We start from the raw sequence: 26475 nt of genomic DNA, 5'->3' as shown, positions 1-26475 counted from the left end.
TATCATTCGATTTGAACAAGGAAAAAATGGTAAAATAGTTTGAGACGATAGGAGGGAGCGCCTATGGTGAATTCAGGGAACCGCCCGAAAATCGAAATAGAAAAAACGACGAGTGAATGGGTTTGGGATGTATCGACATAGTCCGTTATTATAGAATCCTTTTTACATAAGAAAAGTATAAATCTTATTAAATCACTTGGAATTATGTGATATACTAGCCGTAGTCTGAACATTCATGTAAGGGAGTGTAGAGAATGCCTGTCGAAACCTTTAGAGCCACCGCACATTTGCAAAAAGGCATGGTCGTCAAAGCCAGGTCCAGAGATTTTGAGCTGACGATCGATGAGCCAAAAAGCTTGGGAGGAACCAATACGGGAATGAACCCTGTTGAAGTGGTCCTGTCTGCATTGGGAGCATGCCAATCGATTGTTGCAAGAGCGTATGCGGGCAAGTTTGATGTCCAGCTGGATGATTTTTGGGTAGAAGTAGAAGGTGAACTCGATACAGATGGCTTCATGAACAAGTCGGATGTTCGACGCGGTTATTCTGACATTCGTTACACCTTTCATATCAAGACAGACGCTCCCAGAGAACGAGTCGAGGAATTCATCGCCTTTTTGGAAAAGACATGCCCAGTCGGAGATACGATCGCAAATCCAGTCAATCTCAAACTAAATGGAATTGTCATTGAAAAGTAAAGCACCCGCCGTGGTGCTTTTTCTTTTTCACGTCAACAAAATGGACGAGAGGCTTACAATAGGGGATTTTCCTTATTCCTCAGGTTTGACGCAAGAAATGGTAAAATGTTACGTTCATCTATAGAGTATAGGATCATGCGAGGAAGTAATCATGCCATTTTGGAAAAGAGCCATGTTTTGGAGAATTTTGGGGCTATATTTCATCGTTGTCTATGGAATCATGCGGATTGAAATACTGGACCCTGCCTTTCCGTTGTATTTTTTGTTCATACCAGCTCTGGGAGTCATCTGTTTGGTTGTATCTAGTCGTTTCAAATAATGGTTACGAAAAAGGAAAGCCAGCGATTAGGCAAGTCTAGCGCCTACTCACTGGCTTTTTCCTGTATGTGTAATCGTAATTATTCAACGGAGCTTTTGCCAAACAGAACTTTATCCAGGCCAAGCATCGTGCTTCCGCTCACAGCAAGGGAAAGCAAAATGGCCAGCAATGCCAGCTCCAGCTCATATCCGGCACCACTCTCGCCGCCCATGAATCCGGCAGCCAGTTTTGCTTTGGTAATCGCCCCTACCATGACAATCGCCAACGCACCAGCAAAAATACGTGTACCCAAGCCGAGAATCAAAGCAAAGCCACCAACTACCTCCAAAAAGGCAACAAGATAAGCGATAAATGCAGGAAGACCTAAGGAGCCAAAGAAGCCCGCCACGTTGTCCAGCCCCATTTGGAACTTGGCAATACCGTGAATAACAAATGTAATACCTGCTACCAATCGTAAAATAAGAGCACTCCATTCAAAACGAGTAGACATATATCGTTACCTCCGATAGAATAAATATCAGTAACAAAGTTACTTTTCGTTAGTAAGTATACAATAATAAGATTATATGTCAAGCCACTTCCCGAAATTAACAAGAGATGGAAAGTGCAAGAAATTAGGTAGGAAGTCATCATTCGTTTTGAAGGAATCGGGAAAGAGCGGTATACTGGAAAGTAGAATGAGGTGATACCTATGAAACAGTCTTCCCTCTGTCCAAAGTTTGAAAAGGGCATGCAATTGCTCGGAAAACGCTGGACAGGGCTCATCTTATACCAGTTGTTATCGGGTCCGCAGCGTTTCTGTGCGTTGGAGGGTGCCCTACCGGTAAGTGGAAGGCTACTATCTGAACGGTTGAAGGATTTGGAGAAGGAAGGTCTTGTACATCGACAGGTGTTTACGGACTCTGCTCCAGTCCGGGTAGAGTATTCACTGACCGAGATGGGACACGCTCTGGAACCAGTGATTAAAGGTATTGAAAGCTGGTCACAGTCTTGGATCGAGCTGGATGCAGAAGAAATGGCAGACGACAGCAAGGCAGATGAACATTAAAAAAAGCATCAGGAGTATGCCTGACGCTTGCCAAGATGAAAACCCTTGAATTCAGGGGTTTTCTTTTTTCTTATTTTGCAGTGCTTTCCATCGCAGAAATTCAATATGATTTTTCAGTTCCTCAAGCTCATGTGGAGACAATCCGTTGACGTCCAGAAATGGGGCTGGCTCTTCCCGGACGGAGGCTTGCTGCCAGAATGGGAGGGGGTTATCTGTCTTTCCATGAATAAAATCAGTGGATACTTCAAACAAATCGGCCGCTTTCGAAATCAAATGAAAATCTACGCCCTTCTTTTCACCGGATTCAATGCGCGACAGGACGGTATTATGTATGCCCAGCTTTTCGGCCAATTGGATTTGGGACCACTCTTTTTTCTCTCGCAGCCACTTTATGCGTTGACCAACTATGGACATCGTAAGACCCACCTTTTTCGTTTTGGCAATTCCATTCTAACAATTTTCCAAAACGGAAAAAATACATTTGTTGAAATGACAAATACTGTATTGACTTTGTTGAAATGGAAAAGATATCATAATAACATAAATATTTGCTATTTCTACAAAAAGGAGAGAGTAGCAAATGGAACGAATTAATCTATCATATATAGCGAAACGAAGAATGGAACAGGGACTCACCCTACAGGAAATGGCGGAATCACTCGGCTTCAAAAATGCCTCGACATATTTAAAATATGAGAAGGGTAACTACGATTTCAAAGCAAACCACCTGCCTGTACTGGCGAAAAAGTTAAAATGCGAACTGCACGATCTGTTTATTTTCTCTGTTTGCTGAAATGGCAAAATGAATAATCAGATAAGGAGTGAATGGATTGAATGCGCTGGATGCAAATAAGCGGCAATTGGAGATTTGGAAGAAAACGTTAGAGTATGAGATTGCAATGATGGCGCCGCAAAGCAGACCAGCTTGCGATGATTTTCTTGATCGCCTGATGCAGTTTGAAAAAGAGCTGGAGCAGCGCACTCAGCATACGTCCATGCTGCTGCTTGGCTCCCAGAGGACCCGAACCAGCCATTCATAATGTGGGACAAGGGAGTCTGTGATTGCCACATTGCATAGATGACAAAATAAAAAACCAGCTGGCACGGCATTCACCGCGACCAAGCTGGTCTTCAGTAGAGTGTATCTACAGTTTTGTAATTTCGTCCTTTAACAGCTCTGATTGTGTGCCAAAGACTACCTGCACGCTACCTTGGCCAAGTCGCATCACTCCGGCAGCACCTAAGTCTTTGAGCCCTTTTTCATTGACGACCTTGTCATCTTTTAGAACAAGACGCAAGCGCGTAATGCATGCATCTACACTCACGATGTTTTCTTTTCCACCGATGAGAGTGAGCACCTTTTGCGCTTTATCCTGCATGGTGCCTACACTACCTGTGCTGGATACGGCGACATCATCGTCTTCACGTCCAGGTGTTTTGATGTTCAGTTTCACAATCAGGATACGAAACAGGAAGTAGTAAACAACAGCGAACGCCAGACCAATCGGGATAATGAGCCACGCATTGGTCGAAAGCGGGAAATTAAGCCCGTAGTCGATGAGCCCGGCAGAGAAGCCAAAGCCGTGCTTGATTCCCAGCGATGTGACGATGTAGCCGGAAATACCAGTCAATACAGCGTGAATGACATAGAGCAGCGGTGCGGCAAACATGAATGCGAATTCCAACGGCTCAGTAATACCGGTCAGGAACGAAGCAAGAGCAGTACCGATGAAAACAGAGGCAATTGCCTTGCGCTTTTCCGGTTTCGCCGTATGAATAATGGCGAAAGCAGCTGCAGGCAGTGCAAACATCATGATCGGGAAGAAGCCTGTCATAAACATACCAGCTGATTTGTCACCAGCAAAGAAACGATTCAAGTCGCCGTGAACGACTTTTCCAGCTGCATCCGTAAAGTCACCGATTTGGAACCAGGCAATCGCGTTAAGCACATGATGCAGACCAAAAGGAATGAGCAGTCGGTTAAAGAACCCGAAAAGGCCTGAGCCTATAGCGCCGAGTCCAACAATCCAGTTCCCCATGTTGGTGAGGGCCTCTTGAATCGGTCCCCAAATGATCCCGAAAATCAAACCGATGACGACCATACTGAGCGATGTAATAATCGGAACGAAGCGTTTGCCCCCAAAGAAGCCCAGCCACTCCGGCAATTTGATGTTGTGGTATCTGTTGTAGCAATATGCAGCTACTCCACCGGCAAGAATCCCACCAAGAACGCCCATGTTCAGCTTGGCATCATCTGCGATGAAAGGCATGGCAGCAGGTACTTTGGACAGTACAGCAGTCAGAACCATGTATGCAATGACCGCGGCGAGAGCAGCTACGGCATCCCCCGCCAAACCAATGGCAACACCGACGGCGAAGATTAGGGATAAGTTATCGAAAATAGCAGATCCACCGGCGAGCAGGAATGGGGCAATGTACTGGTTCAAAAATCCACCTACAGACGAGCCAAGCTGAAACTCGGTTTCGTAGTTGATGGCGCCAAAGCGGAGCAAGAGTGCTGCAGCTGGCAACGTAGCGACCGGGAGCATAAGAGCTTTCCCGATCTTTTGCAGAAAGGCGAGCATAGGAAAAACCTCCTTAGAATGAGATGTTTATCAAAAAGCCGCTCTCCAGAAGAAACGTAGGAGAAAAAGGATATCGGAGCCGGAGAGGACCATTCTGATCAAATGGATTGAAATCGCTTACAAAGGGCCGGAACAAAACCGATTATTCGGTTTTGTCTTTCAAAAATTGAACAACGTCTTCTACGGTCGAAAGGGTTAGCGCGTGCTCTGCCAGCTGCTTCGCCTGTTCCAAAGTCGCCTGGCGAATGCGCTCCTTCACTTTTGGCATGACCGATGCCGCACCACTGAATTCATCCAGCCCCAATCCTAACAGCAGCTGGGTTGCTAACGGATCGCCAGCCATTTCCCCGCAAAGTCCAGTCCAGATGCCTGCGCGATGTGAAGCATCAATGACACTAGAAATCAGTCGCAATACGGCAGGGTGATAATAGCTGTACAAATCGGCGATTTCTGCGTTCATTCGATCAACGGCAAGAGTATATTGGACAAGATCATTGGTGCCGATGCTGAAAAATTGTACTTCTTTTGCAAAGGCATCTGCCTGTAAGCAGGCGCCGGGAATCTCCATCATCATGCCGACTGCAATGTCCTCGTCAAAGGAAATACCTTCTGAGCGCAGCTCGGCTTTGGCCTGCTCCAGCATCGCCTTTGCCCCGCGCAGCTGCTCCAGGTGGGAAATCATCGGGAACATGATGAGCAACCGTCCAAATGCACTGGCACGCAAGAGAGCGCGCAGCTGTACCCGGAATAAGGCAGGGCGAGCAAGAGAGATGCGAATCGCCCGGAAACCGAGAAACGGATTTTCCTCTTGTGCGAGCGCAAGTGCAGGCAAATGTTTGTCGCCACCGGCGTCTAGTGTGCGGATAATGACGGGCTTGTCACCAAAAGCAGCTGCGACACGTTTGTATGCCTGGAATTGCTCCTCCTCGTCTGGAAGGCTGCTACGATCCATAAACAAAAACTCTGAGCGGAACAATCCGATTCCTTCGATACCCGATTCCACGAGAGCGTCTGTTTCTTCCGGGACAGCCATGTTCGCCAATAAGTGAACGCGATGACCATCGAGTGTTTCTGCGGGCAGGTCCTTCATAGCTGCGTACGCTTGACGCTCTGCTGTTTCGAGCGCAGCCTTCTCCTGGTAGCGGGAGAGTGTGTCGCTATCAGGTTCGACGTAGAGCTTACCTGTTGTGCCATCGAGTATTAGCAGACGGCCAGATTCCACTTCTACTAAAAGCTGTTCACCTACGCCCATGATTGCTGGAATACCTAGCGAGCGAGCCAGAATAGCGGCATGGGAGGTGGAGCCACCTTTTGCCGTGACAATTCCACGGACGTTTTGAATCGGAAGCTGTAAGGTTTCGGATGGCGTGATATCTCCAGCAACCAAAATAAACGGTTCTTCCGGAAAGGAAACGGAAGCATCTTCCCCAGACAGATTGCGAACGAGGCGACGGCTTACATCGCGTATATCATCAGCGCGCTCGCGCATATAATCATCGTCCATACTCTCAAACAAACTGATAAACTGGTCCGCAACTTGCTGAACGGCAGCAGCTGCACTCGCAGACTGACTCTCCATTTGCGTCTGCATTTCACCGACAAATGCCGGGTCTTCCAAAAAGGCGAGGTGGGCCGATAGAATGGCTGCCTTTTCTGGTCCCAACTGTTGATTCGTCTGTTCGCGCAGCTGTTCCAGTTGTTCTCGTGTTCGCTCGACGCTTTGGTGAAAGAGCTCGAGCTCTCGCGCAGTGTTTACGGGAGTAACGATGAGTGGTTGCGCGATGGGCTGTGCATGTGTCAGGTGTACTGCGGGTGCAATCGATATCCCTGACGAAACGGGAATTCCAGTTAACATGAGTAGGTCACCTTCCTCTATCAGGTGCTTGCATGAACGATTCGAAGCATCTACGCTGCAAAGCCTGTAGGCGATTGTCAGAGCGAGTGGGAAAACATTTGCTGGATAACCTCTGCGACATGTTCTTCATCAGAGCCTTCGACCCGAACAGTAAGACTGTCACCCTGAGAGACGCCGAGCGTCATGATCCCAAGAATACTGCGGCCATCCGCTTGCTTATCTCCTTTGTTTAAGGTGATTTTGGACTGGGATTGGGCAGCCCGATTAACCAGAAGTGCGGCTGGGCGAGCGTGAAGCCCACCCTCAACCATCACCGTTACTTGAAATTGAATCATGCGATCCCTCCTTTCTGACCTGTGGCATTACGAGCATTTATTTCAATACGACGGTCATCAGCGGTTCTTGACCTGCCAGCACGGTAGTTTTGTCGACAATGTTTTTCTCTGCTACCAAATCGCCGTTTGTAATGACGATAGGGGTTACGATCGGACAACCCGCTTCCTGAAGGATATTCGTGTCAAACTGGATCAATTTATCGCCAGCCTTGATCTGGTCACCAACTGCGACAAAGGGAGTAAAGCCCTGACCTTTCAGCTTTACGGTATCGATCCCGATGTGCATCAAAATCTCCAGTCCACTATCCGTCGTTAGGCCAATCGCGTGATGAGTAGGGAAGAGATGCGTTACTTTCCCATCGATGGGAGACAGCAGCAGTCCCTCGGTTGGCAAAATCGCAACACCGTCACCTACGACCTGTTGAGCGAATACAGGGTCTGGAACTTCGGAAAGCGGCACAATCGCACCGGTCAATGGAGCTAAAAAGGATACTTCCTGTTGTTGTTTTTTACGGGAAAACAAGCTGCGTAGCATAAGTTCCTCCTTTTGCGTCTGAACGAAAATAGGCATGAGACGGCTAATTCATACGACATACTTACTATGTCCGTATGATCTCACCGCTCATGCCTAGTCGAACTAGTAACACGCAGGATTATGTTGTAGTTAGGATTGTTGTGATAAGCGATACACATGCAAAGCCATGTACCCAACCTCGTCCTCCGGTACAGTCACCTCGAGACGAGAGGAGATATAGGAGGCTAGCTCAGAGGCCAGCTCGTAGGCTTCGGGAATCGTTGTTTTGACTCGGTCCAAAAGTGGATTGATGATCGACTTTTGTTGCCGAATGCGTTCTACGGCAAACCGCAGATGCGTAATGAGCCGGACGTAGTCGACAGTACTTCTTTCGATGGTTTTTCCTGTCCGTTGCTCAATTATATTCACCAGCTCACTGATAATGTTGGTGAACTGGACTGCCTTTTTAACAGGGACATAGCTGATTGCAGAATGAATATGCAAGGCTAGAAAGCCGATTTCACTGTCAGGAATGTCCAGAGCAAATGCCTTTTTAATCATATCTGCTGCCCGTTTTGCCAGTGCGTACTCTTTAGCGTATAACGTCTGGATCTCAAACAAGAAAGGATTCACGATCTCCATTCCGTTGTTGAGCCGATAGATGGCAAACTGGATATGGTCCGGCAAGGCTACGTGGACGTGTTCGTTTAGTTGTGGCGTAATCTCGGTGGCAATCAAGGCAATAATTTCTTCTGCAATCCCCACAACGGCTGGGTCAACTTGACTGAGCAACGTTTGATACTGCTTCTGATGACTTTCATTTTCCAATCTGAAACGCTTCTCCACACGGTGGTCATGGGCAGGAATGATGTTCCCGGGTTTTGTGCTAAATCCGATTCCTTTGCCGAATAGCACAATCTCCTGTCTGGAGCCAGGCTCCTCCACGAGTACGACGTTGTGGTTTAACACGCGCGTGATCGTATATGTTTTCTCCTGTTCACGGGACAACCAATTTCACCACCTTTAGACAAAAAAGAGCCGAAAAAACCTTTTTATCAATAAAAAGATCTTCTCGGCTCATGCCTGCATCACCAGTAACACACCGTGTGAAAACGCTTCAATTACTGCTTATCATAGCTGACGTCTTGGATAATGTCAATCACCAAGGCGTTCATTTGTTTGGAATTTTTTAGGATGATACAAAAGCTTTGCTCAGCCTACTTCACAGGTGTTTCTGTTGAAGTGTAGGCATGAGCAGGAGTTAAAGCGGCGAGTCCCGAATACGTGATCGAGCATGTCCGCACTACGTCAAAAAAGCGGGCGGATGCTGGAGAGCGATCCGCCTTGTGCCTTTCTTACTTGAGTAATTATCATTTGGTTACTTCGTGAATTTGTCGGCAATCGTCGATGCACAGAACGAGTTTGGTTTAATCTCTGCCCGAAAATGGTTGGTTTCAGCTAAGCTCAGGAGAGATTGGATAAACTTACGGGTAGGGCCGTTTTTACCGATGTCAAAATGAAGCTGGATTGGGGTATCATGATTGCGTTCACGAAGATATTCGCGAACCTCACTTGCCAGCCCAACTGCGTACATCGCTTCTTGGAAAATACGCTGCTGCAAGGATGCGTATCGTCGCTCCTGGAATTTGTGATAAAAAAATGTACCTCCATGTCCAGCGCGAATCACCGTAATGACAAGGGCAAAAAACGTCCCACGACTTTTTAGCTGTGAATCAGCTCCCACGATAATCTCGAATGGACCCGACAGTGTCGATATGGTTTGCTCAATGTGGGAGAATACGTCCTCCTTTGCCAGTAGCCCTCTAGTCGGACTGTGAAAGCAATCAAACAAGGTGCTTGCTGAGGTTAAGCCCACTCACATCCCTCCAAATAGAGGCTATCTATCGATTACATAGAACTTCCGTACATCATTAATGTATGTAATCTCGCAGAGAGTATGTGAGCAGGTTAGGACAAAAACTTCTTGAATCAACGATTTTTGCTGAAAAAAGGGCGCAGCTATGGAAGGCGCAAACTAGAGGGTCGGTGCTTCCATGCCAAACGTAGCCCAGTCTTCTAGGGCTGGACCGTAAATGCCGGGTACCTTTATGCCTGCTTGACGCATGAGGACAGTCATTTGTCCGCGGTGATGAATCATGTGATGAATCAAAATTTGCAAGGTCAACCCATTTGGCCATTGCTCACCGTACATATCCGTTTCCTCTTGCAGGGTGCTGTCATTCCATTGATCGTGCAACGCTTGAACCATTGCATCGCTTGTTTTTGTCCAAGCAGCACTGATTTCCTGTGCGGTGGCCGGGATTGGTGCCTCGGGATCAGCTCCGTCAAACTTCAGACCAGTACGAGAGAGCATCTCGTGGACTGACGTAACCATATGCCAGGCTAGTCTGCCCAGGGTTCGGTGATCACTCGTCACGCTTTGCTGCAAAGATGCATCAGTACAGGCTTCCAAAATTCGTTGGGTGCTTCTCGCTTCGGACTCCCACAGCTTTACGAATGAATCAATGGACGTGTACATACAAAACCCTCCCAATAGGTAATAAGAACATTTGTTCTCTATTATACACATAAGTATCTTGATTTATCCAGCATTACTTGAAAAAATTTGCAGGAGGTTTTTCACCATGATGATTGAGTATCTTCCACAAGTAAAAGAGCATCGTCACGCAGATCATGATATTGATCCTGTGTTTCTAAATCGTTGGTCACCGCGTTCTTATAAATCCGATCCGATTCCGGATGAAGTGCTTTTCAGCCTTTTTGAAGCAGCACGCTGGGCACCGTCTGCAAGCAATGAACAGCCATGGCGGTTTATTGTTGCCCGTACGCAGGAAGACAAGGAACGCTTCTATCCTTTTATTGCGGATGGAAATCGCATTTGGTGCGAAAAAGCGCCTGTTCTGGTTTTGATTGCTTCCCAAACAATTGGCTCCCGTGGATCGCACAATCGTGCACATGCCTTTGATGCTGGTACAGCTTGGGGCTATTTGGCACTGGAAGCGACCAGAAAAGGTCTGAGTACACATGCGATGGGGGGATTTGACCCGGAAAAAGCGCGCGAGGTATTGGGAATTCCTGAAGATATCGAGGCGCATGCCGTAATTGCGATTGGCTATCAAGGGGAAAAGGAAGCATTGTCTGAGGCGATGCAGGAGCGGGAAAAGCCATCGAGCCGCCGCGAGCTGTCTGAAACCGTATTTGAAGGGGTATTCGCAAAAAAGTGATAGCAGCGAGCGAGCACGAGATGTATATGCAGGCCGCTATGGAAGAGGCCGGGAAAGCAGCAGCCATCGGTGAGGTTCCGATCGGAGCAGTCATTGTGCGCGACGGAGAAATTGTTGGCAGAGGGTACAATTTGCGGGAAACCCAAAAAGATCCTACGCTGCACGCAGAAATGATCGCGATCCGTGAAGCCAGTGAGAAGCTCGGCGGCTGGCGACTAATCGGGTGTACCTTATACGTCACGCTAGAGCCGTGTCCGATGTGCGCAGGCGCAATCGTACAGAGCCGAGTTGAGCAGGTTGTATACGGAGCGCGCGATCCAAAGGCTGGTTGTGCCGGGACATTGATGAACCTGTTAGAAGAGCCGCGCTTCAATCATCAGGTTCCTGTAATCGAAGGGGTACTTGCAGAGGAATGTGCGCAGATGCTCAAGGATTTCTTTCGCGGTTTACGAAAAAAACGTCAGCAGGCACAGGAATAATCTGCACAAAAGGAAAGCCGCTCGGGACAAGCAAGACGTACCCGGCGGCTTCTTTTAACGCTTATTTATTTACATTTTGCAGCAGGTTCAGCTCTTCTTCAGTCAGTTCCCGGTATTCACCCGGCTTCAAGGATGGGTCGAGATGGAGAGGACCCATGCGAACGCGCTGCAAGTAAGTAACATGCAGTTCAAAAGCGGCAAACATCCGCTTTACCTGATGGAACTTTCCTTCCATAATCGTCACGCGAATTTCTGATGTTTCGCCCGAGGACAGGACCTCCAGCTTGGCCGGAAGTGTCGTAAAGTCCTCCAGCTCAACCCCTTTGGCAAACTCTTGGACATGCTGCTCCGTTACCCGGCCATCAATCCGCGCGAAGTATTCCTTGTCCACTTTCTTTTTCGGAGAGAGCAGACTGTGCGATAGCTGACCATCATTGGTGAGCAGCAACAGTCCTTCTGTATCAATGTCCAAACGACCGACAGGATGTACCTTGATCGCCCATTCATAAGGGAGTAAATCAACGACAGTTTCGTGTACATTGTCTTCTGTTGCAGAAACCACTCCAGGCGGCTTGTTCAGCAGGACATATACCCAGCGCTTGAAGTTAAGCGGCTCACCGTCCACGATAATCTCTTGTTCCTCTGCAACTACATGCATGCCCGGATCAGTAGCGACGACGCCCTCCACTACGACCAAGCCCTGCTTTACGAGTACTTTCACTTCCTTGCGAGTACCGAGTCCCATATTGGCCAGTACCTTGTCCAAACGTTCACGTTTCATGTATGTTCCTCACTTTTCATCTGATAAGCCAAAACGGTCATGACCATTTTTGTACATTGATACTAGTTTGGCCTAATGTAACGTGCAAATCAAGTGGAACACAGTGGACCTAAGTCTTGCAATTTTGATGACGATTTGCTATAGTAAATAATGTTTCTGATCAACCAATATGGAGAGATACCCAAGTGGTCATAAGGGGACGCACTCGAAATGCGTTAGGCGTCGTGAGGCGTGCGTGGGTTCGAATCCCACTCTCTCCGCTTATCTAGTAGAACGAAATAAGAATGGAAGTGTAATTTAAAGCATAAAATGGCCATGTTGGTCACTTTATGCTTTATTTACTTATTGGCCACATTATGCTTAATTAATCTCAACGCTCACAATAATCACTTTTTGTTAATTGTTGTTCACAGAAAATAAAGTACTAGACTGGAAAATAAACTTGTAGTCTAGGGAAATATAGCAATAGACTAACTAGTGTTAAAAGAAAATAAACCATTAGACTGAAAAATATAGTATTAGACTCGGAAAATAAAGTTATAGACTGGGAAAATAAAGTATTAGACTGAGGAAGAATTATTGAGCTAACCGGCAGGAATGCAAAAGACGAACTCATTTAGAGTTCGTCTTTCTTTTCATTCGACTTCTTTTAGTATTTTTTCGACACTTACTAATCGCTCGTTCAATTCATCTACTCTCTTTTGAAGTGTTAAAGTATTTTCACGTTCAAGCATTAGCTTTTCATTCGCCCTTTTTTCAAAACCTTTAATTGTTTTTAAGATAAAATAAATAACTAAAACAACCAATGCGATGGGAACTATTAATCCCAGTAATCCCAAGATACCTGTTAATGCTGATAATTCCATTTTCTCTTCTCCTCTGAACTTATGTGTTTTTCTTTTTCACTATTAGTGTTGATGCTAAATCGGAAATCATTACCTCGCTGATTTCTAAATAAAATGAATTAAGCATATAGTACTTCGCTGTTTTTCCACTTTCTAAGATTTCCATGCTACTTGAAACTAATTTCGCCTCCTCTAGCTTTTGTAAGTGGAGATAAAGTAAAGGCCTGCTCATACCTAACTCACGTGCCAGTTCACTTACATACTGTCGTCCTTCTGATAAAACCGCAATAATTTTTAATCTGTGAGGATTCGATAAAGCTTCCAAAAACAAAAGTAATTCATAACCGTTATTAAAATGTATCATATGTAATAAATTTATTACATATGTAAGTTAATAGCAAGTATTTTTTAATATTCGGGGTGCTTTTCTGTATAATAAGCAGATACACTCTTACACTAACGGGAAACGGTAGCTCAATAAACCAGGCCAGTCTAACACTTTATTTTCGTGTTTTGACTGGCCTTTTTGTATGGAGGGATTGAATAGTCTAATACCTTCTTTACTAAGGTAAAGAGCTTTTCTTATACAGAATTAGCGTCAAATCAACACCATCAGTCTACTACTTTATTTTCTCTGAACAACTAGTGTCATTACACTCTAAACCAGCTAATAGGATGTCAACATTTTTCATTAAACATGTTTATGTTTAATTGTTATACTGAAATTGAACATGGCAAATAACCATCCATCGTAGTGATGGAAGGCTTTATCTCTATTGTTGCTTATTGGTATTAAGCAAGATCAAGGAAAGTTTCTTTACGCTTTAATAAGATAAAAATCCAGTGGATCAGCTTGTTCGCACAAGCAACGACCGCGACTTTAAACGGCTTTCCTTCATCGCGTTTTCTATCATAAAACTCTTTAGTTTCTTATTGCGTGAACTCCTGATACCGCATAGGACAGCCATATATAAGGCATGTCGTAGCCTGCTGGAACCTCTTTTCGTGATTCGATTAATGGTTGCAGTGAACTTGCCAGAAGAATGCACGCTGGGATCGATTCCAGCAAAGGCAACAAGTTTTTTAGGGTGATTAAACCGCTCTATTTCACCAATTTCAGAGATAATCGTTGCCGCGATTTTTTCTCCGATGCCAGGGATAGATTGGATAATCTTATATTCTTCAATTTCTGATGCGAGAGCATCAATTCGGTGCTCTAAATTGGACAGATGCTCTTGATATTGAAGAATCATACGAATATGCATCTCAAGACTAATCAAATGACTTTCGTACACAACTTTTTGAAATGGATTGCGGCTTGCTGCATCCATTTTTTTTCGCCTTTTCTTTGGCCCAAGCGTTGGAACGACTGATACATATAGCTGCGATTAGTTCCGTTAATTCAGATTCCCTAGCTTTTAAGACCTCTTCCGAGGTAGGGTACTCCAGTAAAATGTGCAAGGATACTTTTGAAAATAAGTCCCCAAATACACTTCTGAACTCAGGGAATACTTGGTTTAAAATGGCATGGAACTGTAATTTTGCTTGCATGCAAAGATCAGTTAGAGACTCGTGCTGTCTTGTAAGAATACGGAGGTTTAATAGTTGTAACCCTCTTTTCTTATGAGGTTGTAGTTCCTCCTTGTAATACAGCTCACATAAATGATAAGCATCGATCGCATCAGTTTTGACCTTACGTAAGCTTGATTTTTTCGCTTGATAAGAGATGAGTGGGTTTATCACAATATATAAGTAGTTTTGTTCTTCTAGAAACTGAGTAATTGGAGTCTGATAAGGTCCAGTTGACTCCAAAACAACCGGAGGTTGTTTACCAGTTATACTTTCTACATTCTTGAGAAAGTGAAGAAAAGTATCTAGTCCCTCACGAGTATGCGAAATACTAAGACTTTCCCCTTTAGATACATCCAAACCAACAACTGGATTCATTGTATCGCTCCTTTTCCAAGATAATTTGCCGGTAACCCCTAGTCCTGCTTGTAGTATCATAGCTTCGCTTGTTATACGGGATCTTGTCCCAACCAGCCTCAAACATGTTTCTACAAGTAGGGGGTGAACAGTTTAGCTGACGGGGTCAATGCCCCACGGGCAGGGACGTTCTACCTCGGCTACCGTAATCGTAGAACCAAATAAAAAATGGTCAACCAGTAAAAACTGGCTGACCTCATATTACGAACGGGCAGGTTAAGGCAGTGTATCAAGTAACAATTTAGTGGAATACCTATTTTAATTCGCATATAATTAGGTTACTTATTTAATTCGTAACCAAAATATTAGGTAATCTATGTAGATTGAAAACGAAAGGAGTCTTGCTCATTATGCGCATGCGTGGAGTGACCTACGACACAGGATTCCTAAGTGAAGGAGCCAGCACTCACCCCAACTTCGAAGCGACGAGAGTGCACAGGGAGATGGAAATTATACGGCGTGACCTGCATTGCACTGCAGTACGAGTGACAGGCGGCGAGCCCGTTCGCCTAGAGATCGCTGCACAAGCAGCGGCAGCAGCAGGCCTCGAGGTATGGTTCTCACCGTTTACAAACAATCTTAATCAAGAAGAGTTGCTAGCCTTGCTGGGGGACTGTGCAGAACGCGCCGAACGCCTCCGAGTTTCAGGGACAGAGGTAGTCATGGTAACGGGTGCAGAGCTCATGCTCTTTACCAGCGGCTTCTTTCCTGGTGAGACTCTGCCGGAACGCCTCGCTGCGCTGTCCGATCCGACGATTAGTCGTGCTGCGTTCGCGAAACTCCCGACTCTGCTTAACGGTTTCCTAGCGCGCGCTGTAGACGTCGTGCGAGCCCGATTCGGAGGTCGTGTTACCTACGCGGCCCTGCCTTCCGAACCTGTGAACTGGGAACCTTTCGACTTCATCGCCGTCGACGCCTACAACTCTGCTGAAGTTTCTCATCTCTATGCTGATTCAATCAAGAAGCTGGCCAGCTCAAATAAGCCACTGGTGATCTCCGAGTTCGGATGTACGACCTTTAAGGGTGCGATCGATCTGGGCGCACACGGAATGTTCATCGTCGAGTGGGACGGTGCGCGTGCAGTTCGGCTGACAGGGAGCTACGAGCGTGATGAATCAGAACAGAGCCAGTACTTCAACGATAGCTTCAACATTTTCGAAGAAGCTGGAGTCGACACAGCATTCTGGTGTACTTTTGCTTCCCACAACCTTCCGTACGACGAAGACCCCAATTACGATTTTGATCGAGCGTCTTACGGGATCGTGCGGGTGCTTCAAGAGAACCACGGGACGACTTACTCCGACATGCCTTGGGAGCCAAAGGAAGTATTTTACACCATTGCAGCGCGATATGCAGACGTAATGGAGTCTTGAACAATAGCAAACATTACAACCAAAACGATCTAAAAACTATGTAGGTTCCATATTCAAGGAGTGAATAAATTGTCGGATCAACAAAAGAAAATAGCAAAGCAGCTAATGGAATCGTACTTCCAATCACAGGTTGGTGGAAATATGATGCAGAATCGCTCGATATACAATCAAAAACCAGGCGAGATCATGGTTCTCTATTTCATCAGCGTGAATGTCACGGATGATAGTCCGGGATTGATGGTTTCGGAAATAAGTGGAAAACTGAATGTTACTTCACCAACGGTAACGCAGCATATTAACAGTCTGGAAGCACAGGAACTTGTCGAGCGTCATGCCGATCCTGCCGATCGACGAGTTGTCAGAATCCAGCTTTCAGATAATGGTAAAAAGTATATACAACGCATTAATGATGCTCGCCTTAATATGTTCGTTGGTCTCGTTAATCATCTTGGTGAGGAAGAAAGTCTGCTATTTGCCGAGATGATGAGAAAAGCTTCGGATTATATGCTCGAACAACAGGAATTTTATCTCCGGAGTTTGAGAAATGAGTAAGCGAAGGCAAGAAAGAGGTAGTCAACACTATCTTCAGCCAGCTCTTGGTATGAAAGATTAAAGGCTTATTAGAAACAGGAGGGTTTATATGAAATATACGGTTATTACGGGAGCAAGTTCAGGAATTGGGTATGAAACGGCTCTTGCTTTTGCGGCTCGTGGAAAAAACATAATCATAGCAGCACGCAGAACGGCGGAATTGGAAGAGTTAAAATTAAAAGTGGCTAACATAAACCCAGACCTGGATGTTGTCATTCGAACTGTTGACTTATCTGTTACTGCTAATGTTTATGAATTCTACGAAAGTCTCCAGGACTATCAGATCGAGACTTGGATCAACAATGCGGGGTGTGGAAATTTTGCTTCCGTTGGGGAACAAAATTTAAATAGAATTATGACGATGCTTCACTTGCATATTGAAGCTTCAACCATTCTATCCTCTCTTTATGTACGTGACTATGCAGATGTTGAAGGAACGCAACTCATTAATGTTTCTTCTGGAGGAGGATACCAAATTGTTGGCAATTCCGTGACTTACTGCGCGACAAAGTTCTATGTAAGTGCCTTTACAGAAGGTCTCGCACAAGAGTTGAAAGAAAAAGGAGCTGCCATGCAAGTAAAAGTCTTGGCTCCTGCTTCAACTGAAACTGAATTTATTAAAAGTGCTTTCGATTTAAATGAGTTTAATTATGAAGGATTCGTTCCAAAATTCCATACTGCAAAAGAAATGGCTGGATTTATGTTAGACCTTTATGATGGGGAGAAAATTGTTGGGATTGTGGATGGAAAAACGTATGACTTCGAATTAAGAGATCCGATTTATCCGTATTTAGCGAGGACAAGAAACTAGTTTTTGAATAGTTTTGCTGTTCCTGTTCTTTTCCCCAGTCTAGCTCGATATTTTCGGCGTATCTTCACATGAATAATCTTCAGGATTTGCAGACCACAGTGAAGCAATTATTTCTGTCGAACTCCTATGAAAATTCGATTCTGCAATAAAGTTAAAAATGGCATTACTAAAGAAGACGTAGCTCATTCAGTTTTTGAAAAAGTGGCAACACCTGGGTTCTTGCTATGTGGGTTTTTGCTTTGGATCAAGAGGCTTTGGTAATGGTAACGGTGTAGCCCAACTTTTCTAATCGTCGAACGGAATGCCTTACGATGAAATGTTGCTTCTGTTTTTCGAAATAATCTTCCCCTAAATCAACGTACATTTCTTTACGAGTTAGCAAATGGTACGCGATTTTTAACATGGCATGTGCGACAGAAATTGCTGCTCGTTTCTTACCTTTTCGTGCAGCTGTACGCCTATACAATGCACCAAGGTGATTTCTCGAACCTCTTACTGAATGAGCTGCTTCGGTTAATGCAGATTTTAAATACTTGTTCCCTTTTTTGCTTTTAGATGACTTCTTTTTACCAGCACTTTCATTGTGTCCGGGTACTAGTCCTGCCCACGAACATAAATGCGCGGCACTCGGAAATTGTTTTTCGATATTTGTTCCAATCTCAGATAATATCTGTTTTGCCATTCGAGTCGCAATTCCTGGGATGGAGTCTAACCGTTCAATAGCTTCTTGAAAAGAGGTTAGTCTTTGAGCGACCTCACGGTCTAGTTTTTCGACTTGTTCATTTAGAAATTCGATATGAGCTAGAATGGTCTTAATCATAAGACGTTGGTGGGGGTTCACATATCCACGAAGAGCTAACTCTAGTTCATCTTTTCAAATATCTAGTGTTGTAGAAGACCGGAATTCCTTTTACCATTAGGGGTTCCGGTCTACTACTATATTTTCACTGAACTTCTACAGACACATTATCCAAATCCAAAATATCACCAATATTTCATTCCAGATAAGCACAAAGCTTTGTGAGCAAATAGCGCGGATAATGTTCCATCTCATCGTTATACATTTGACGTAGTTAGTTAAATAGCAGAAGTAATCAATAATTAAGGACGCCAGGGTGGGTGGCGTCCAAGAAGTAGGAGGCTAATGGAGAATTTGCATTAGCATAGAATATTATATTTTTCCCAGATGATTTGGTGTTAGGGCAAAAGTCTATTTATGGGGAGGACTCATGAATGGTTGGCTTCCTCTAGCGTAATTGGATTGGCATCTCCAAAATATGTCCAAGTTAGAAAATGGCTGTAAGGGCATAAATTAAAAGTCCCTTTCGTAACAGATGGGACTTAACAAAAGGGAATGGTTTGGAACAGTGGGAGATCAGGCCACTTTCCAAAATCATTATATGAATGAATTGACTTGCGGAACCTCTCGTTTCGTCCATTTTTTTGATAAATAGACAAAACGATAAGTTAGTTAAATATCAGTAGTAGTCAATAATTAAGGACGCCAGGGTAGGTGGCGTCCAAAGGTAGGAGGCTAATGGGGTATTTTCATTAGCATAGAATATTATACTTTTCCCAGATGATTTGGTGTTAGGGTAACTGACTATTTATGGTAAACGTGAACGTGAGATTAGTTTCGCGGAAATAGGATTCATATAGAGGAATGGGTATACAGATACATCTTGGTTTATCATGAATCGACCTCCACAATATTTTTGAAATGCAAAAAAGACCTAATGCTGAATAGCGCTATTGAAAAATTATGAAGTTAAGCTCGAAACGGTTGGACATTTCACTGGGGGCGAGACAATCAAGACAAAGAAGATCGGTAACATATACGAAAATCCTGAGCTCCTATAAGGTTCTTAACAAAAGAGAAAATTGTATGTTTTCCATGTAAAGTTGTACCTTTCCCTCGTATAGAAGTTTGCATAAAGTATACAAACTTTCGAAAAAGGGGGGATGAGCGATGAGGAAAAATAAAAACAGCATTCGGGGCGGAGTTTCCATTATTACGTGCACGAACCGACCACATTTTTTTAATAATATCATCGCTAATTATAAGACCCAGTTGTATCAGATAAAAGAGTTGGTAATTGTGATTAATAAAGATAGCATGAGCTTGGCAAAATACCGCAAAAAAGTGCGAGGATATAAGAATATATCTATCTACAAAGTTCCAGAAAGGGTCTCTTTGGGCAAATGCTTGAATTATGCGGTCAGCAAAACGAAATACCAATTTATCGCAAAGTTCGATGATGACGATTACTACTCACCATATTATTTAAAACAGCAAATGAATGATCTTCATCGTACAGGAGCTGACATTGTTGGGAAGCGGGCATTCATGGTTTATCTCCAATCAAGAAAGCTTTTAATTTTACGTTACCCTAAACAGTACAATAAGTTCGTAGGGGCGCTTGCAGGGGGAACCATATTATTTAGAAAACGTTTATTCAACCGCGTACGTTTTGCTAACATTTCGCTTGGGGAAGATGGAAGATTTATAAGAGCCAGCCGAGCAAGAGGCTATAAAATTTACGCTTCTGCACCTCGTAATTACATTGCGGTTCGTAGAACTAACAAAAAGAGTCACACATGGAAAGCCGGAGACAGCTATTTAAAGTCGGGAAGTCGGGTTCTGGCGAGGTCGATTCGTTTGCGTAAACTCGCTTCTCGAAAATTGATCTAACGTGAAGCAGATGAACAAGAATAGGAATTTACCATAATCATCCAGGTGTAAAAAAGAAGAGCCCCCAACCGGGAGCCCGAATGTGTGTTTGGCAACCATAATATACCACGGACAATCGGACAGGGGGAACGGAGGATGAGCATAGTTATAGAGAAAACCATGTTAATTAAAAGGTGTGAGAGAAATGCCCTGCAACACGTTGGGGTCAAAAAGCAATCTGCAGTGTCCATAACCTCCACATCGGTGAAATTGAATTCTGCCCGGAGTGGGACAAGTATATGGTCAAACAACAAGGATTAAAGGAGCATGATTGACAGATTATTCTCCATTATGCAATTGTTTTTTCCGTGATTTCGCTCTTTTCAAGAGTTCGAATAGCTGCTGAAACAGAGTTTCGTAAAATTCAAATTACATGGATAGCTTAGAATTGAAGTTGGAGGTGCCATATAAAAAATGCTGCAACGATAGCGCCCATTGCAACCACCCAGCCTTCAGCGTGGTAAGTCCTATTCAGACTTTAGCTATCGGGAATATGCACCCGGCGAGAAACTGGCTTCGTATATTGCCTGTTATTGGACAATAGATTCCCATGCATCCGCAATGAATCGAGTCATACCGGACGGTTATGTGGACATTATTATCGATCGATACTCCCCCTCTGCCCGGAAGGTCGCTTTCATCGAAGGCCTGATGACCCGATATGAGGAAATGAGCATTTCGGAGCCGCAATCTATATTTGGCATCCGTTTTTATCTGGAGATGGCACAGCTCCTGCTAAAATGTCCAGTCACTGCTTTTATAGGCCGCCGTGTCTTTTGGGAGGAGATTTGGGGATCCAAAGCAATCGGGCGACCGTTCTGGTGCATTACGGTGGCCAAGGCGCTGTCTGACAGCATTCTACCACGAATAACCGTTTCCTGATTAGACGGTTTGGGAATATTTTGAATTCATTTTGTGGTGTGACTATGTGAAAAATCATATGAAACAAGTCTTAACGCTTTTCGGGGCGAATAGACAAGGTGAGTCACAAATACCTAGTTGGCAGCCCGTGTTGAGAATGAACAGATCATATAAGATGTCCATGAAGGCTATTGCTGATTACCTTGCCGGGGCTACTTCGTAATAGCTGTGGGGAAAAATCTGTTTGTCACCCTCTATTATCATTGCGGATGAACCGACTACGGCGTTGGATACAGAAAACCAGTACCGAGTGCTCCAGGAGCTAGAAAGGCTCCGTTCCGAGCAAGATGCAGCCATTTTACTGATTACGCACGATCTGGATGTAATGGCGGAGATGGCTGATGAAGTGCTTGTAATGAACCGTGGAGAAACGGTGGATCACACCGATGTCTTTTCTTTGTTTGACAGTCCGCGCCATCCCTATACTCGGGAATTGCTGTGCAGCCGATTTGAACAGGAATTGGAGGAAATGTAGTGGCCTTGTTGGAGCTTTCTCATGTTACGTACAGATACTCATCATTCTATAAAAGGCGGGAGGAGAGCGCCCCGTACTTCAGGATGTGCCGTTTTCTCTGGAGGAGGGGCAATGTGTCGCTTTGCTCGGGAGCAGTGGCGCCGGTAAAAGCACGATTGGCAAGATTGTATTGGGTCTACTTGCGCCTCATGCAGGGACAGTGCGAATCAACGGCGTTGACGTGTATGGCGGCAGACGGGCGATGAAAGAACTACGCAGCCAGGTGCAGGCAGTATTTCAAGACTGTTTTTCTTCGTTTAATTTCAAAATGACGGCTGGTCAAATCATCGGGGAGCCGATTGATAATTTTCAGAAGATGGGCCGCAAAGAAAAACAGGCGACGATAGAAGAACTGTTGGAAATGATCGGATTGTCCGCATCGGATATCAACAAATTTCCGCGCGAATTCAGCGGTGGTCAATTGCAGCGTATCTGCATTGCCAGGGCCATTGCAGTCAAACCTCGTTTGATCGTGCTTGATGAATCCGTGAGCAGCCTCGATGCGGTAAATCAGGTCAATATCATCCGGTTACTGCGCTTTTTAAAAGATCGTTTCGGCATGTCTTACCTGTTTATTACTCATAATCTGAAGGCGGCGTTCGCATTGGGGGATCAATTTATCGTTTTGGATAAGGGATAAATCCGGGGCTGCTATTCCGAGAGAACGGAGCTGCAGCAATCGGACGAGCCTGCGGTCCAAAAGCTGCTGGAAGCGTAGCTGGCAGGACACCCCGGACTTGGTGTCATTCGTTCGGATAGACAGCATGTACGTTTGAGAGAAGGGATGAGCTCATGAGTGACGGAGGAACACTGGGTTCTTTCTATAAGAGGCTAGATGCATCCGCAAACGAGTAAGGGAGCCATTCTGACAAAATGAGTAAAAGTATATCATTATCCCAGCCTTTTCTTAGGCTCTATGTCATCACCTTTCTCTTTTTTAGCGCGAATCCAATTATCAATATAGTGGTCCCTTTACGTAGCGAAGCTGAGGGAGCAAGTAACGCTGAGATTGGTATGATGATGGGTGCCTATATGGTGACCAGCATGCTCTGCCGACCATGGGCAGGGGGCGTTGTGAGTCGATTCGGTCCGCTATTCGTTTTGCGAGCATTATTAATCGCGAATGGTGTAATTCTACTGCTCTATACAATCGTTGGACTTGAATGGTATTTTGCCGTTCGAGCTATGCAAGGCGTGATGACAGCCCTCTTTTCTTTGGCACTGCAAATGGGTCTCGTGGATACGCTCCCTGAAAATGAACGCTCACACGGTATCTCGCTCTATTTGTTGGCAGGTATGCTTCCTGCGGTAGTTGGCCCTTTGGCAGCATTGTCCATATGGAACTGGGGCGGAATGAGCGCATTCACAATGACGATGATCTTCATCGGTATAGCAACGGGGCTAATTGGCTACAATGTGCGGCTTTCCCCTGGTGTAACAAAGATTCAAGCAGAGAAGCAAGAAGGGAATATGTTAGCACATTTGCGACAACTGTGGAGGAATCATGCATTTTTCGTATGCAGTGTCGCTATGCTCATTCCTTCAATCAGCTTCGGGGCTGTAGTTACATTCATCGTACTCTATACGAAAGCAAGTGGAGTCGGAAATCCAGGTCTGTATTTAATGCTCCAAGCTGGGGTAATCGTGTTATCCAGGTATACTCTCCGCAAAAGGGTTCCATCTGACGGAAAGTGGCCGGATAAACTGGTTGCTGTACTGCTCCTATTCGTGGCTACAGGTACGCTGCTATTGGGGTTAGCGAGTAATTTTGGAGCGGTGTTTATGTATGCAGCGTCAATGATGCTCGGCGTGGGTATGGCGTTGCTGTATCCAACCTTAATGACATATTTGACTTTCGTTTTGCCGACTTCATCACGAAATACATTAATTGGCTTGTTTATTGCTGTGTCTGACTTTGGTGTATTGATTGGCAATATGGTGATGGGATATGTCGCCGACCAGCTGTCTTACACGTCCATGTACTTCGTTTGTGCTTGCTTAACGGTAGTGGCGTTTATCATTGTGTTTGTTAGCGGCCGTCGTCTAGTAAGCACGAATCATTCATATGCTGTGACGTAATGTTCAAAAGATTAACAGCTCACGCGGAGGTTGCTGTGAGGAGAGGATTTATAGAATAAAAATTAGTTGTGATTCATCTCAATATATAATAAACTGTCCAAGTAATTATGATAATCATTATTAATCGCAAGGAGTATTTAAGGAGATGAAAGAATATGTTATGTAAGTTTAAAGGGCTATATGTACCATTCCTTCTAGTCCTGATTTTTTCAATCATGCTTGCTGGATGTAATACGCAATCAAGTCAACCATCCGAATCTTCTGTGAAGCAGCCAGAGTCAGCTTCGCAAACAGCGGATAAGACATTGACTATTTCATGGCCAAAAGATATCGGGCCGTTGAATCCGCACGAGTATACACCGAATGAATTTTTTGCCCAAGGGATGTATTACGAACCGCTAATCGATTATGGAGAAGGCGGAAAGCTTGTGCCGAAGCTGGCAGAGTCATGGGATATTTCTGAGGATGGGAAAGAGTACACATTCCACTTGCGAAAAAACGTAAAGTTCACTGACGGATCAGAATTTGACGCAAAAGTGGTTCAGAAAAACTTCGACACGATTTTGAAGAACCGTGATATGCACAGCTGGTTGGGTCTCATCAGCCAAATTGACAAAACAGAAGTAGTCGATGCCAATACATTTAAAATTACATTAAAGAATCGCTACTATCCGGCGCTACAAGAGTTTGCTGTTGTACGTCCTTTGCGCTTCTTGGGGGATGAAGGGTTCCCAGATGACGGTAACACCGCAAATGGAATAAAAAAGCCAGTCACAACGGGACCATGGGAGCTCACAGAATATAAAAAAGACGAAGTGGCTGTATTTACTCGAAACGAAAATTATTGGGGTACGAAACCAAAGCTTAACAAACTTGTTGTAAAGGTTATTCCAGATGGTGAGGCACGTGTTCTTGCATTGGAGAAAGGTGATATCGACCTCATATATGGAGAAGGTGTTATCAGCCTTGACTCATTTGTAAGCTTGAAGAAATCTGGAAAATTTGAAACAACCATCTCTGACCCTGTAGCCAGCCGCGCCCTGATTGTAAATACTTCTAAGGGCCCTTTTGCTGATCTGAATGTACGTTTGGCCTTGCAGCATGCGGTAAACAAAACGGCCATGGTGGATGGAGTAACAAATGGTGTTGAAAAAGTGGCAGATACAATCATCTCCAGTAACTTCCCTTATGCGAATATTGGTTTGAAGTCTTACGATTACAATGTAGAAGAGGCTAAGGCGTTGCTGGATAAAGCAGGATGGACACTCCCGGCTGGGAAAACCATCCGTGAAAAAGACGGAAAACCTCTAGAGATTGAGCTCGTGTATATGGGGCCAGACGAAATTGAGAAACCGATGAGCGCAGCGATTCAATCAGATTTGCAGCAAATAGGTGTTGCCCTAAAAACAACTGGACTTGAGAGAGAACTGCGCAATAAACGGATGGTAAGTGCTGATTTTGATTTACTGTTCTGGAATACGTATGGAGCTCCTTATGATCCGCATTCGTTCGTCTCTACGAACTATGAGCAAGGATATGGAATTTTTGAGTCGCAACAGGGCTTGCCAATGAAAGATGAGCTTCACAAACAGATGAGAGATGTATTGTTGACCGTTGATGAGAAAGAACGCCAACAGCTTTATACCTCCATCTTTACGACTTTGCATGAACAAGCGACTTACTTACCTGTTTCTTATTTGACCAACATTGCTGTGTACCCAAGTTATGTAAAAGATTTGAAATTCCCGGCTCACCGTGACGAAACACCGTTTGACACGCTGGATATCCAAAAATAAGATAAGGTGTTCCTACTATGAACATATCCCTTTTTATCCTGAAAAGATTTGCAGCCATAGTCCCCATTTTATTGGGGGCTACGTTTGTTTCTTTTTTGCTTTTGCATCTCTCGCCTGTAGATCCTGCAAGAGCCTATTTGTCGGTATCCAATATTGTCCCTACAGAAGAAGCGGTGCTAGCAGTCCGTGCTCAATTAGGTCTGGACCAGCCTTTTTGGACCCAATACGGGAGCTGGTTGTGGCATCTATGTCAATGGGAATTCGGGACTTCCTTTTTCAGTAAATTGCCAGTTTCTCAGGAGTTAGCGGCGAGATTGCCGATCACTGCTTCGTTGGCTTTAATAAGTTTGGTACTTGCGATACTCGTAAGTATTCCTCTTGGCATTGCTTCCGCTCTCCGCAAAAATCAACTGATTGATCATGTTTGTCGCATACTCGCTTTTTTAGGGGCATCGGTTCCGCAGTTTTGGCTTGCCTACCTATTGATTTACTTCTTGTCAGTAAAATGGGATTGGTTCCCATTACAAGGGGCAGATACTTGGCAACATTATGTGCTTCCTGCCCTAACCCTGGCATTTGCTCTCATTTCTACCTATTCTCGATTATTGAGGACTGGCTTACTGGAGGGATTGGAAGAACCTTATGTTTTATATGCACAGGCTAGGGGACTTGGGACATTTGCTGTGGTAGGAAGACATGTTCTTCGCCATGCGATACGACCAGTTGTGACTGCTGCAGGGATGAATCTTGGAAAATTGTTTGCGGGCACCGTAATTGTGGAGCAAGTTTTTTCTATGCCGGGGATGGGCGGGTTTTTTTTGGAATCAGTATACCATCGGGATTATCCGGTCATTCAAAGCTATGTCTTGGTAATGGCGATAGTCTTTGTGATAGGTAGTCTGGCTGCCGATGTGATTCAAGCTTTCTTAGACCCCCGTTTGACTCAAGTGAATGGGGAGGAGGAGTGAA

Annotated in this window: 29 protein-coding genes, 1 tRNA gene and 1 pseudogene; 17 read left to right on the top strand and 14 right to left on the bottom strand. The window is 44.8% G+C overall.

Annotation, left to right across the window (positions count from 1 at the left end):
* Positions 1 to 254: 254 nt before the first annotated feature.
* A complete protein-coding gene (locus tag ADS79_RS03460) occupies positions 255 to 698 on the top strand; it encodes an OsmC family protein (RefSeq protein ID WP_049737043.1) in 444 nt (147 codons plus the stop codon).
* Between the two features lie 398 nt (positions 699 to 1096).
* Here the strand turns inward: ADS79_RS03460 and ADS79_RS03455 are convergent, their stop codons facing one another.
* Positions 1097 to 1507 carry a DoxX family protein gene (locus ADS79_RS03455; protein ID WP_049737042.1) on the bottom strand — a complete coding sequence of 137 codons (411 nt, stop codon included), beginning with the start codon at positions 1505 to 1507 and terminating at the stop codon, positions 1097 to 1099.
* A 201-nt stretch (positions 1508 to 1708) separates the two neighbouring features.
* Here ADS79_RS03455 and ADS79_RS03450 point away from each other — a divergent pair, with 201 nt between their 5' ends.
* Positions 1709 to 2065 (top strand): winged helix-turn-helix transcriptional regulator, encoded by a 357-nt coding sequence (locus ADS79_RS03450; RefSeq protein WP_049737041.1) that lies wholly within the window; start codon positions 1709 to 1711, stop codon positions 2063 to 2065.
* 51 nt (positions 2066 to 2116) lie between these two features.
* Here the strand turns inward: ADS79_RS03450 and ADS79_RS03445 are convergent, their stop codons facing one another.
* Positions 2117 to 2479: a helix-turn-helix domain-containing protein gene (locus tag ADS79_RS03445; protein ID WP_049737040.1), complete on the bottom strand. Its 363-nt coding sequence runs from the start codon at positions 2477 to 2479 to the stop codon at positions 2117 to 2119.
* Between the two features lie 166 nt (positions 2480 to 2645).
* Between ADS79_RS03445 and ADS79_RS03440 the strand changes: the two genes are divergently transcribed.
* Both ADS79_RS03440 and ADS79_RS03435 read left to right on the top strand, forming a co-directional pair.
* Positions 2646 to 2858: a helix-turn-helix domain-containing protein gene (locus ADS79_RS03440; RefSeq protein ID WP_049737039.1), complete on the top strand. Its 213-nt coding sequence runs from the start codon at positions 2646 to 2648 to the stop codon at positions 2856 to 2858.
* Positions 2859 to 2895: 37 nt separating this feature from the next.
* The gene (locus tag ADS79_RS03435) at positions 2896 to 3105 is read left to right on the top strand and encodes a hypothetical protein (RefSeq protein WP_049737038.1); all 210 of its coding nucleotides are present in this window, start codon (positions 2896 to 2898) and stop codon (positions 3103 to 3105) included.
* Between the two features lie 105 nt (positions 3106 to 3210).
* On the opposite strand, the gene nagE is transcribed toward ADS79_RS03435, so the two are convergent.
* The 7 genes from nagE to ADS79_RS03400 form a co-directional block, all read right to left on the bottom strand.
* Positions 3211 to 4650, bottom strand: coding sequence for an N-acetylglucosamine-specific PTS transporter subunit IIBC (gene nagE, locus ADS79_RS03430; RefSeq protein ID WP_049737037.1), 1440 nt, complete (start codon positions 4648 to 4650; stop codon positions 3211 to 3213).
* A gap of 142 nt (positions 4651 to 4792) precedes the next feature.
* On the bottom strand, positions 4793 to 6505 hold the full coding sequence (gene ptsP, locus ADS79_RS03425; protein WP_049737036.1) for a phosphoenolpyruvate--protein phosphotransferase: 1713 nt from the start codon (positions 6503 to 6505) through the stop codon (positions 4793 to 4795).
* A 77-nt stretch (positions 6506 to 6582) separates the two neighbouring features.
* A complete protein-coding gene (locus tag ADS79_RS03420; RefSeq protein WP_049737035.1) occupies positions 6583 to 6840 on the bottom strand; it encodes an HPr family phosphocarrier protein in 258 nt (85 codons plus the stop codon).
* 37 nt (positions 6841 to 6877) lie between these two features.
* Positions 6878 to 7375: a PTS sugar transporter subunit IIA gene (locus ADS79_RS03415; RefSeq protein WP_049737034.1), complete on the bottom strand. Its 498-nt coding sequence runs from the start codon at positions 7373 to 7375 to the stop codon at positions 6878 to 6880.
* Between the two features lie 129 nt (positions 7376 to 7504).
* Positions 7505 to 8362 carry a glucose PTS transporter transcription antiterminator GlcT gene (gene glcT, locus ADS79_RS03410; protein WP_049737033.1) on the bottom strand — a complete coding sequence of 286 codons (858 nt, stop codon included), beginning with the start codon at positions 8360 to 8362 and terminating at the stop codon, positions 7505 to 7507.
* Between the two features lie 370 nt (positions 8363 to 8732).
* On the bottom strand, positions 8733 to 9230 hold the full coding sequence (locus tag ADS79_RS03405) for a ribonuclease H-like YkuK family protein (protein ID WP_049737032.1): 498 nt from the start codon (positions 9228 to 9230) through the stop codon (positions 8733 to 8735).
* A gap of 159 nt (positions 9231 to 9389) precedes the next feature.
* Positions 9390 to 9893, bottom strand: a complete 504-nt coding sequence (locus ADS79_RS03400) for a DinB family protein (RefSeq protein ID WP_049737031.1) — start codon at positions 9891 to 9893, stop codon at positions 9390 to 9392.
* 109 nt (positions 9894 to 10002) lie between these two features.
* Between ADS79_RS03400 and ADS79_RS03395 the strand changes: the two genes are divergently transcribed.
* A complete protein-coding gene (locus tag ADS79_RS03395; protein WP_049737059.1) occupies positions 10003 to 10599 on the top strand; it encodes a nitroreductase family protein in 597 nt (198 codons plus the stop codon).
* Positions 10600 to 10619: 20 nt separating this feature from the next.
* Positions 10620 to 11078, top strand: coding sequence for a tRNA adenosine(34) deaminase TadA (tadA, locus tag ADS79_RS03390; protein WP_376747397.1), 459 nt, complete (start codon positions 10620 to 10622; stop codon positions 11076 to 11078).
* A gap of 61 nt (positions 11079 to 11139) precedes the next feature.
* Here the strand turns inward: tadA and ADS79_RS03385 are convergent, their stop codons facing one another.
* Positions 11140 to 11859, bottom strand: coding sequence for a pseudouridine synthase (locus ADS79_RS03385; protein ID WP_049737029.1), 720 nt, complete (start codon positions 11857 to 11859; stop codon positions 11140 to 11142).
* Positions 11860 to 12030: 171 nt separating this feature from the next.
* Here ADS79_RS03385 and ADS79_RS03380 point away from each other — a divergent pair.
* Positions 12031 to 12119 (top strand) — tRNA-Ser (locus ADS79_RS03380).
* A 375-nt stretch (positions 12120 to 12494) separates the two neighbouring features.
* Here the strand turns inward: ADS79_RS03380 and ADS79_RS03375 are convergent.
* The 3 genes and pseudogenes from ADS79_RS03375 to ADS79_RS03365 all read right to left on the bottom strand — a co-directional run bounded on the left by ADS79_RS03375 (position 12495) and on the right by ADS79_RS03365 (position 14651).
* Positions 12495 to 12725: a hypothetical protein gene (locus ADS79_RS03375; RefSeq protein WP_049737028.1), complete on the bottom strand. Its 231-nt coding sequence runs from the start codon at positions 12723 to 12725 to the stop codon at positions 12495 to 12497.
* A gap of 19 nt (positions 12726 to 12744) precedes the next feature.
* The gene (locus ADS79_RS03370) at positions 12745 to 13068 is read right to left on the bottom strand and encodes an ArsR/SmtB family transcription factor (protein ID WP_049737027.1); all 324 of its coding nucleotides are present in this window, start codon (positions 13066 to 13068) and stop codon (positions 12745 to 12747) included.
* Between the two features lie 428 nt (positions 13069 to 13496).
* Positions 13497 to 14651 (bottom strand): annotated as a pseudogene (locus ADS79_RS03365) (IS110 family RNA-guided transposase).
* A gap of 389 nt (positions 14652 to 15040) precedes the next feature.
* Here ADS79_RS03365 and ADS79_RS03360 point away from each other — a divergent pair.
* The 3 genes from ADS79_RS03360 (at position 15041) to ADS79_RS03350 (ending at position 17465) form a co-directional block, all read left to right on the top strand.
* Positions 15041 to 16063 (top strand): hypothetical protein, encoded by a 1023-nt coding sequence (locus ADS79_RS03360; RefSeq protein ID WP_049737026.1) that lies wholly within the window; start codon positions 15041 to 15043, stop codon positions 16061 to 16063.
* Positions 16064 to 16132: 69 nt separating this feature from the next.
* Positions 16133 to 16615, top strand: a complete 483-nt coding sequence (locus ADS79_RS03355) for a MarR family winged helix-turn-helix transcriptional regulator (protein ID WP_049737025.1) — start codon at positions 16133 to 16135, stop codon at positions 16613 to 16615.
* An 88-nt stretch (positions 16616 to 16703) separates the two neighbouring features.
* A complete protein-coding gene (locus ADS79_RS03350; protein ID WP_049737024.1) occupies positions 16704 to 17465 on the top strand; it encodes an SDR family NAD(P)-dependent oxidoreductase in 762 nt (253 codons plus the stop codon).
* A gap of 244 nt (positions 17466 to 17709) precedes the next feature.
* On the opposite strand, the gene ADS79_RS03345 is transcribed toward ADS79_RS03350, so the two are convergent.
* Positions 17710 to 18285 (bottom strand): transposase, encoded by a 576-nt coding sequence (locus ADS79_RS03345; RefSeq protein ID WP_255323714.1) that lies wholly within the window; start codon positions 18283 to 18285, stop codon positions 17710 to 17712.
* 1149 nt (positions 18286 to 19434) lie between these two features.
* Here ADS79_RS03345 and ADS79_RS03340 point away from each other — a divergent pair.
* The 7 genes from ADS79_RS03340 (at position 19435) to nikB (ending at position 26474) form a co-directional block, all read left to right on the top strand.
* The gene (locus ADS79_RS03340) at positions 19435 to 20157 is read left to right on the top strand and encodes a glycosyltransferase (protein ID WP_049737023.1); all 723 of its coding nucleotides are present in this window, start codon (positions 19435 to 19437) and stop codon (positions 20155 to 20157) included.
* A gap of 474 nt (positions 20158 to 20631) precedes the next feature.
* Positions 20632 to 21078, top strand: coding sequence for a DUF6597 domain-containing transcriptional factor (locus ADS79_RS03335; RefSeq protein WP_049737022.1), 447 nt, complete (start codon positions 20632 to 20634; stop codon positions 21076 to 21078).
* A gap of 223 nt (positions 21079 to 21301) precedes the next feature.
* Positions 21302 to 21592: an ABC transporter ATP-binding protein gene (locus ADS79_RS03330; RefSeq protein ID WP_049737021.1), complete on the top strand. Its 291-nt coding sequence runs from the start codon at positions 21302 to 21304 to the stop codon at positions 21590 to 21592.
* A gap of 121 nt (positions 21593 to 21713) precedes the next feature.
* Complete coding sequence (locus ADS79_RS03325; RefSeq protein ID WP_236699869.1) at positions 21714 to 22271, top strand: ATP-binding cassette domain-containing protein; 558 nt, start codon at positions 21714 to 21716, stop codon at positions 22269 to 22271.
* A gap of 233 nt (positions 22272 to 22504) precedes the next feature.
* A complete protein-coding gene (gene cntE / locus ADS79_RS03320; RefSeq protein ID WP_049737020.1) occupies positions 22505 to 23710 on the top strand; it encodes a staphylopine family metallophore export MFS transporter CntE in 1206 nt (401 codons plus the stop codon).
* Between the two features lie 155 nt (positions 23711 to 23865).
* Positions 23866 to 25506, top strand: coding sequence for a nickel ABC transporter substrate-binding protein (gene nikA / locus ADS79_RS03315; RefSeq protein ID WP_049737019.1), 1641 nt, complete (start codon positions 23866 to 23868; stop codon positions 25504 to 25506).
* 17 nt (positions 25507 to 25523) lie between these two features.
* A complete protein-coding gene (gene nikB / locus ADS79_RS03310; protein ID WP_049737018.1) occupies positions 25524 to 26474 on the top strand; it encodes a nickel ABC transporter permease in 951 nt (316 codons plus the stop codon).
* The last annotated feature ends 1 nt before the right edge of the window (position 26475 follow it).

The sequence above is a fragment of the Brevibacillus reuszeri genome (assembly GCF_001187725.1).
In the GTDB taxonomy this organism is placed as follows: domain Bacteria; phylum Bacillota; class Bacilli; order Brevibacillales; family Brevibacillaceae; genus Brevibacillus; species Brevibacillus reuszeri.
This window is presented reverse-complemented; position numbering and strand designations above follow the sequence as displayed.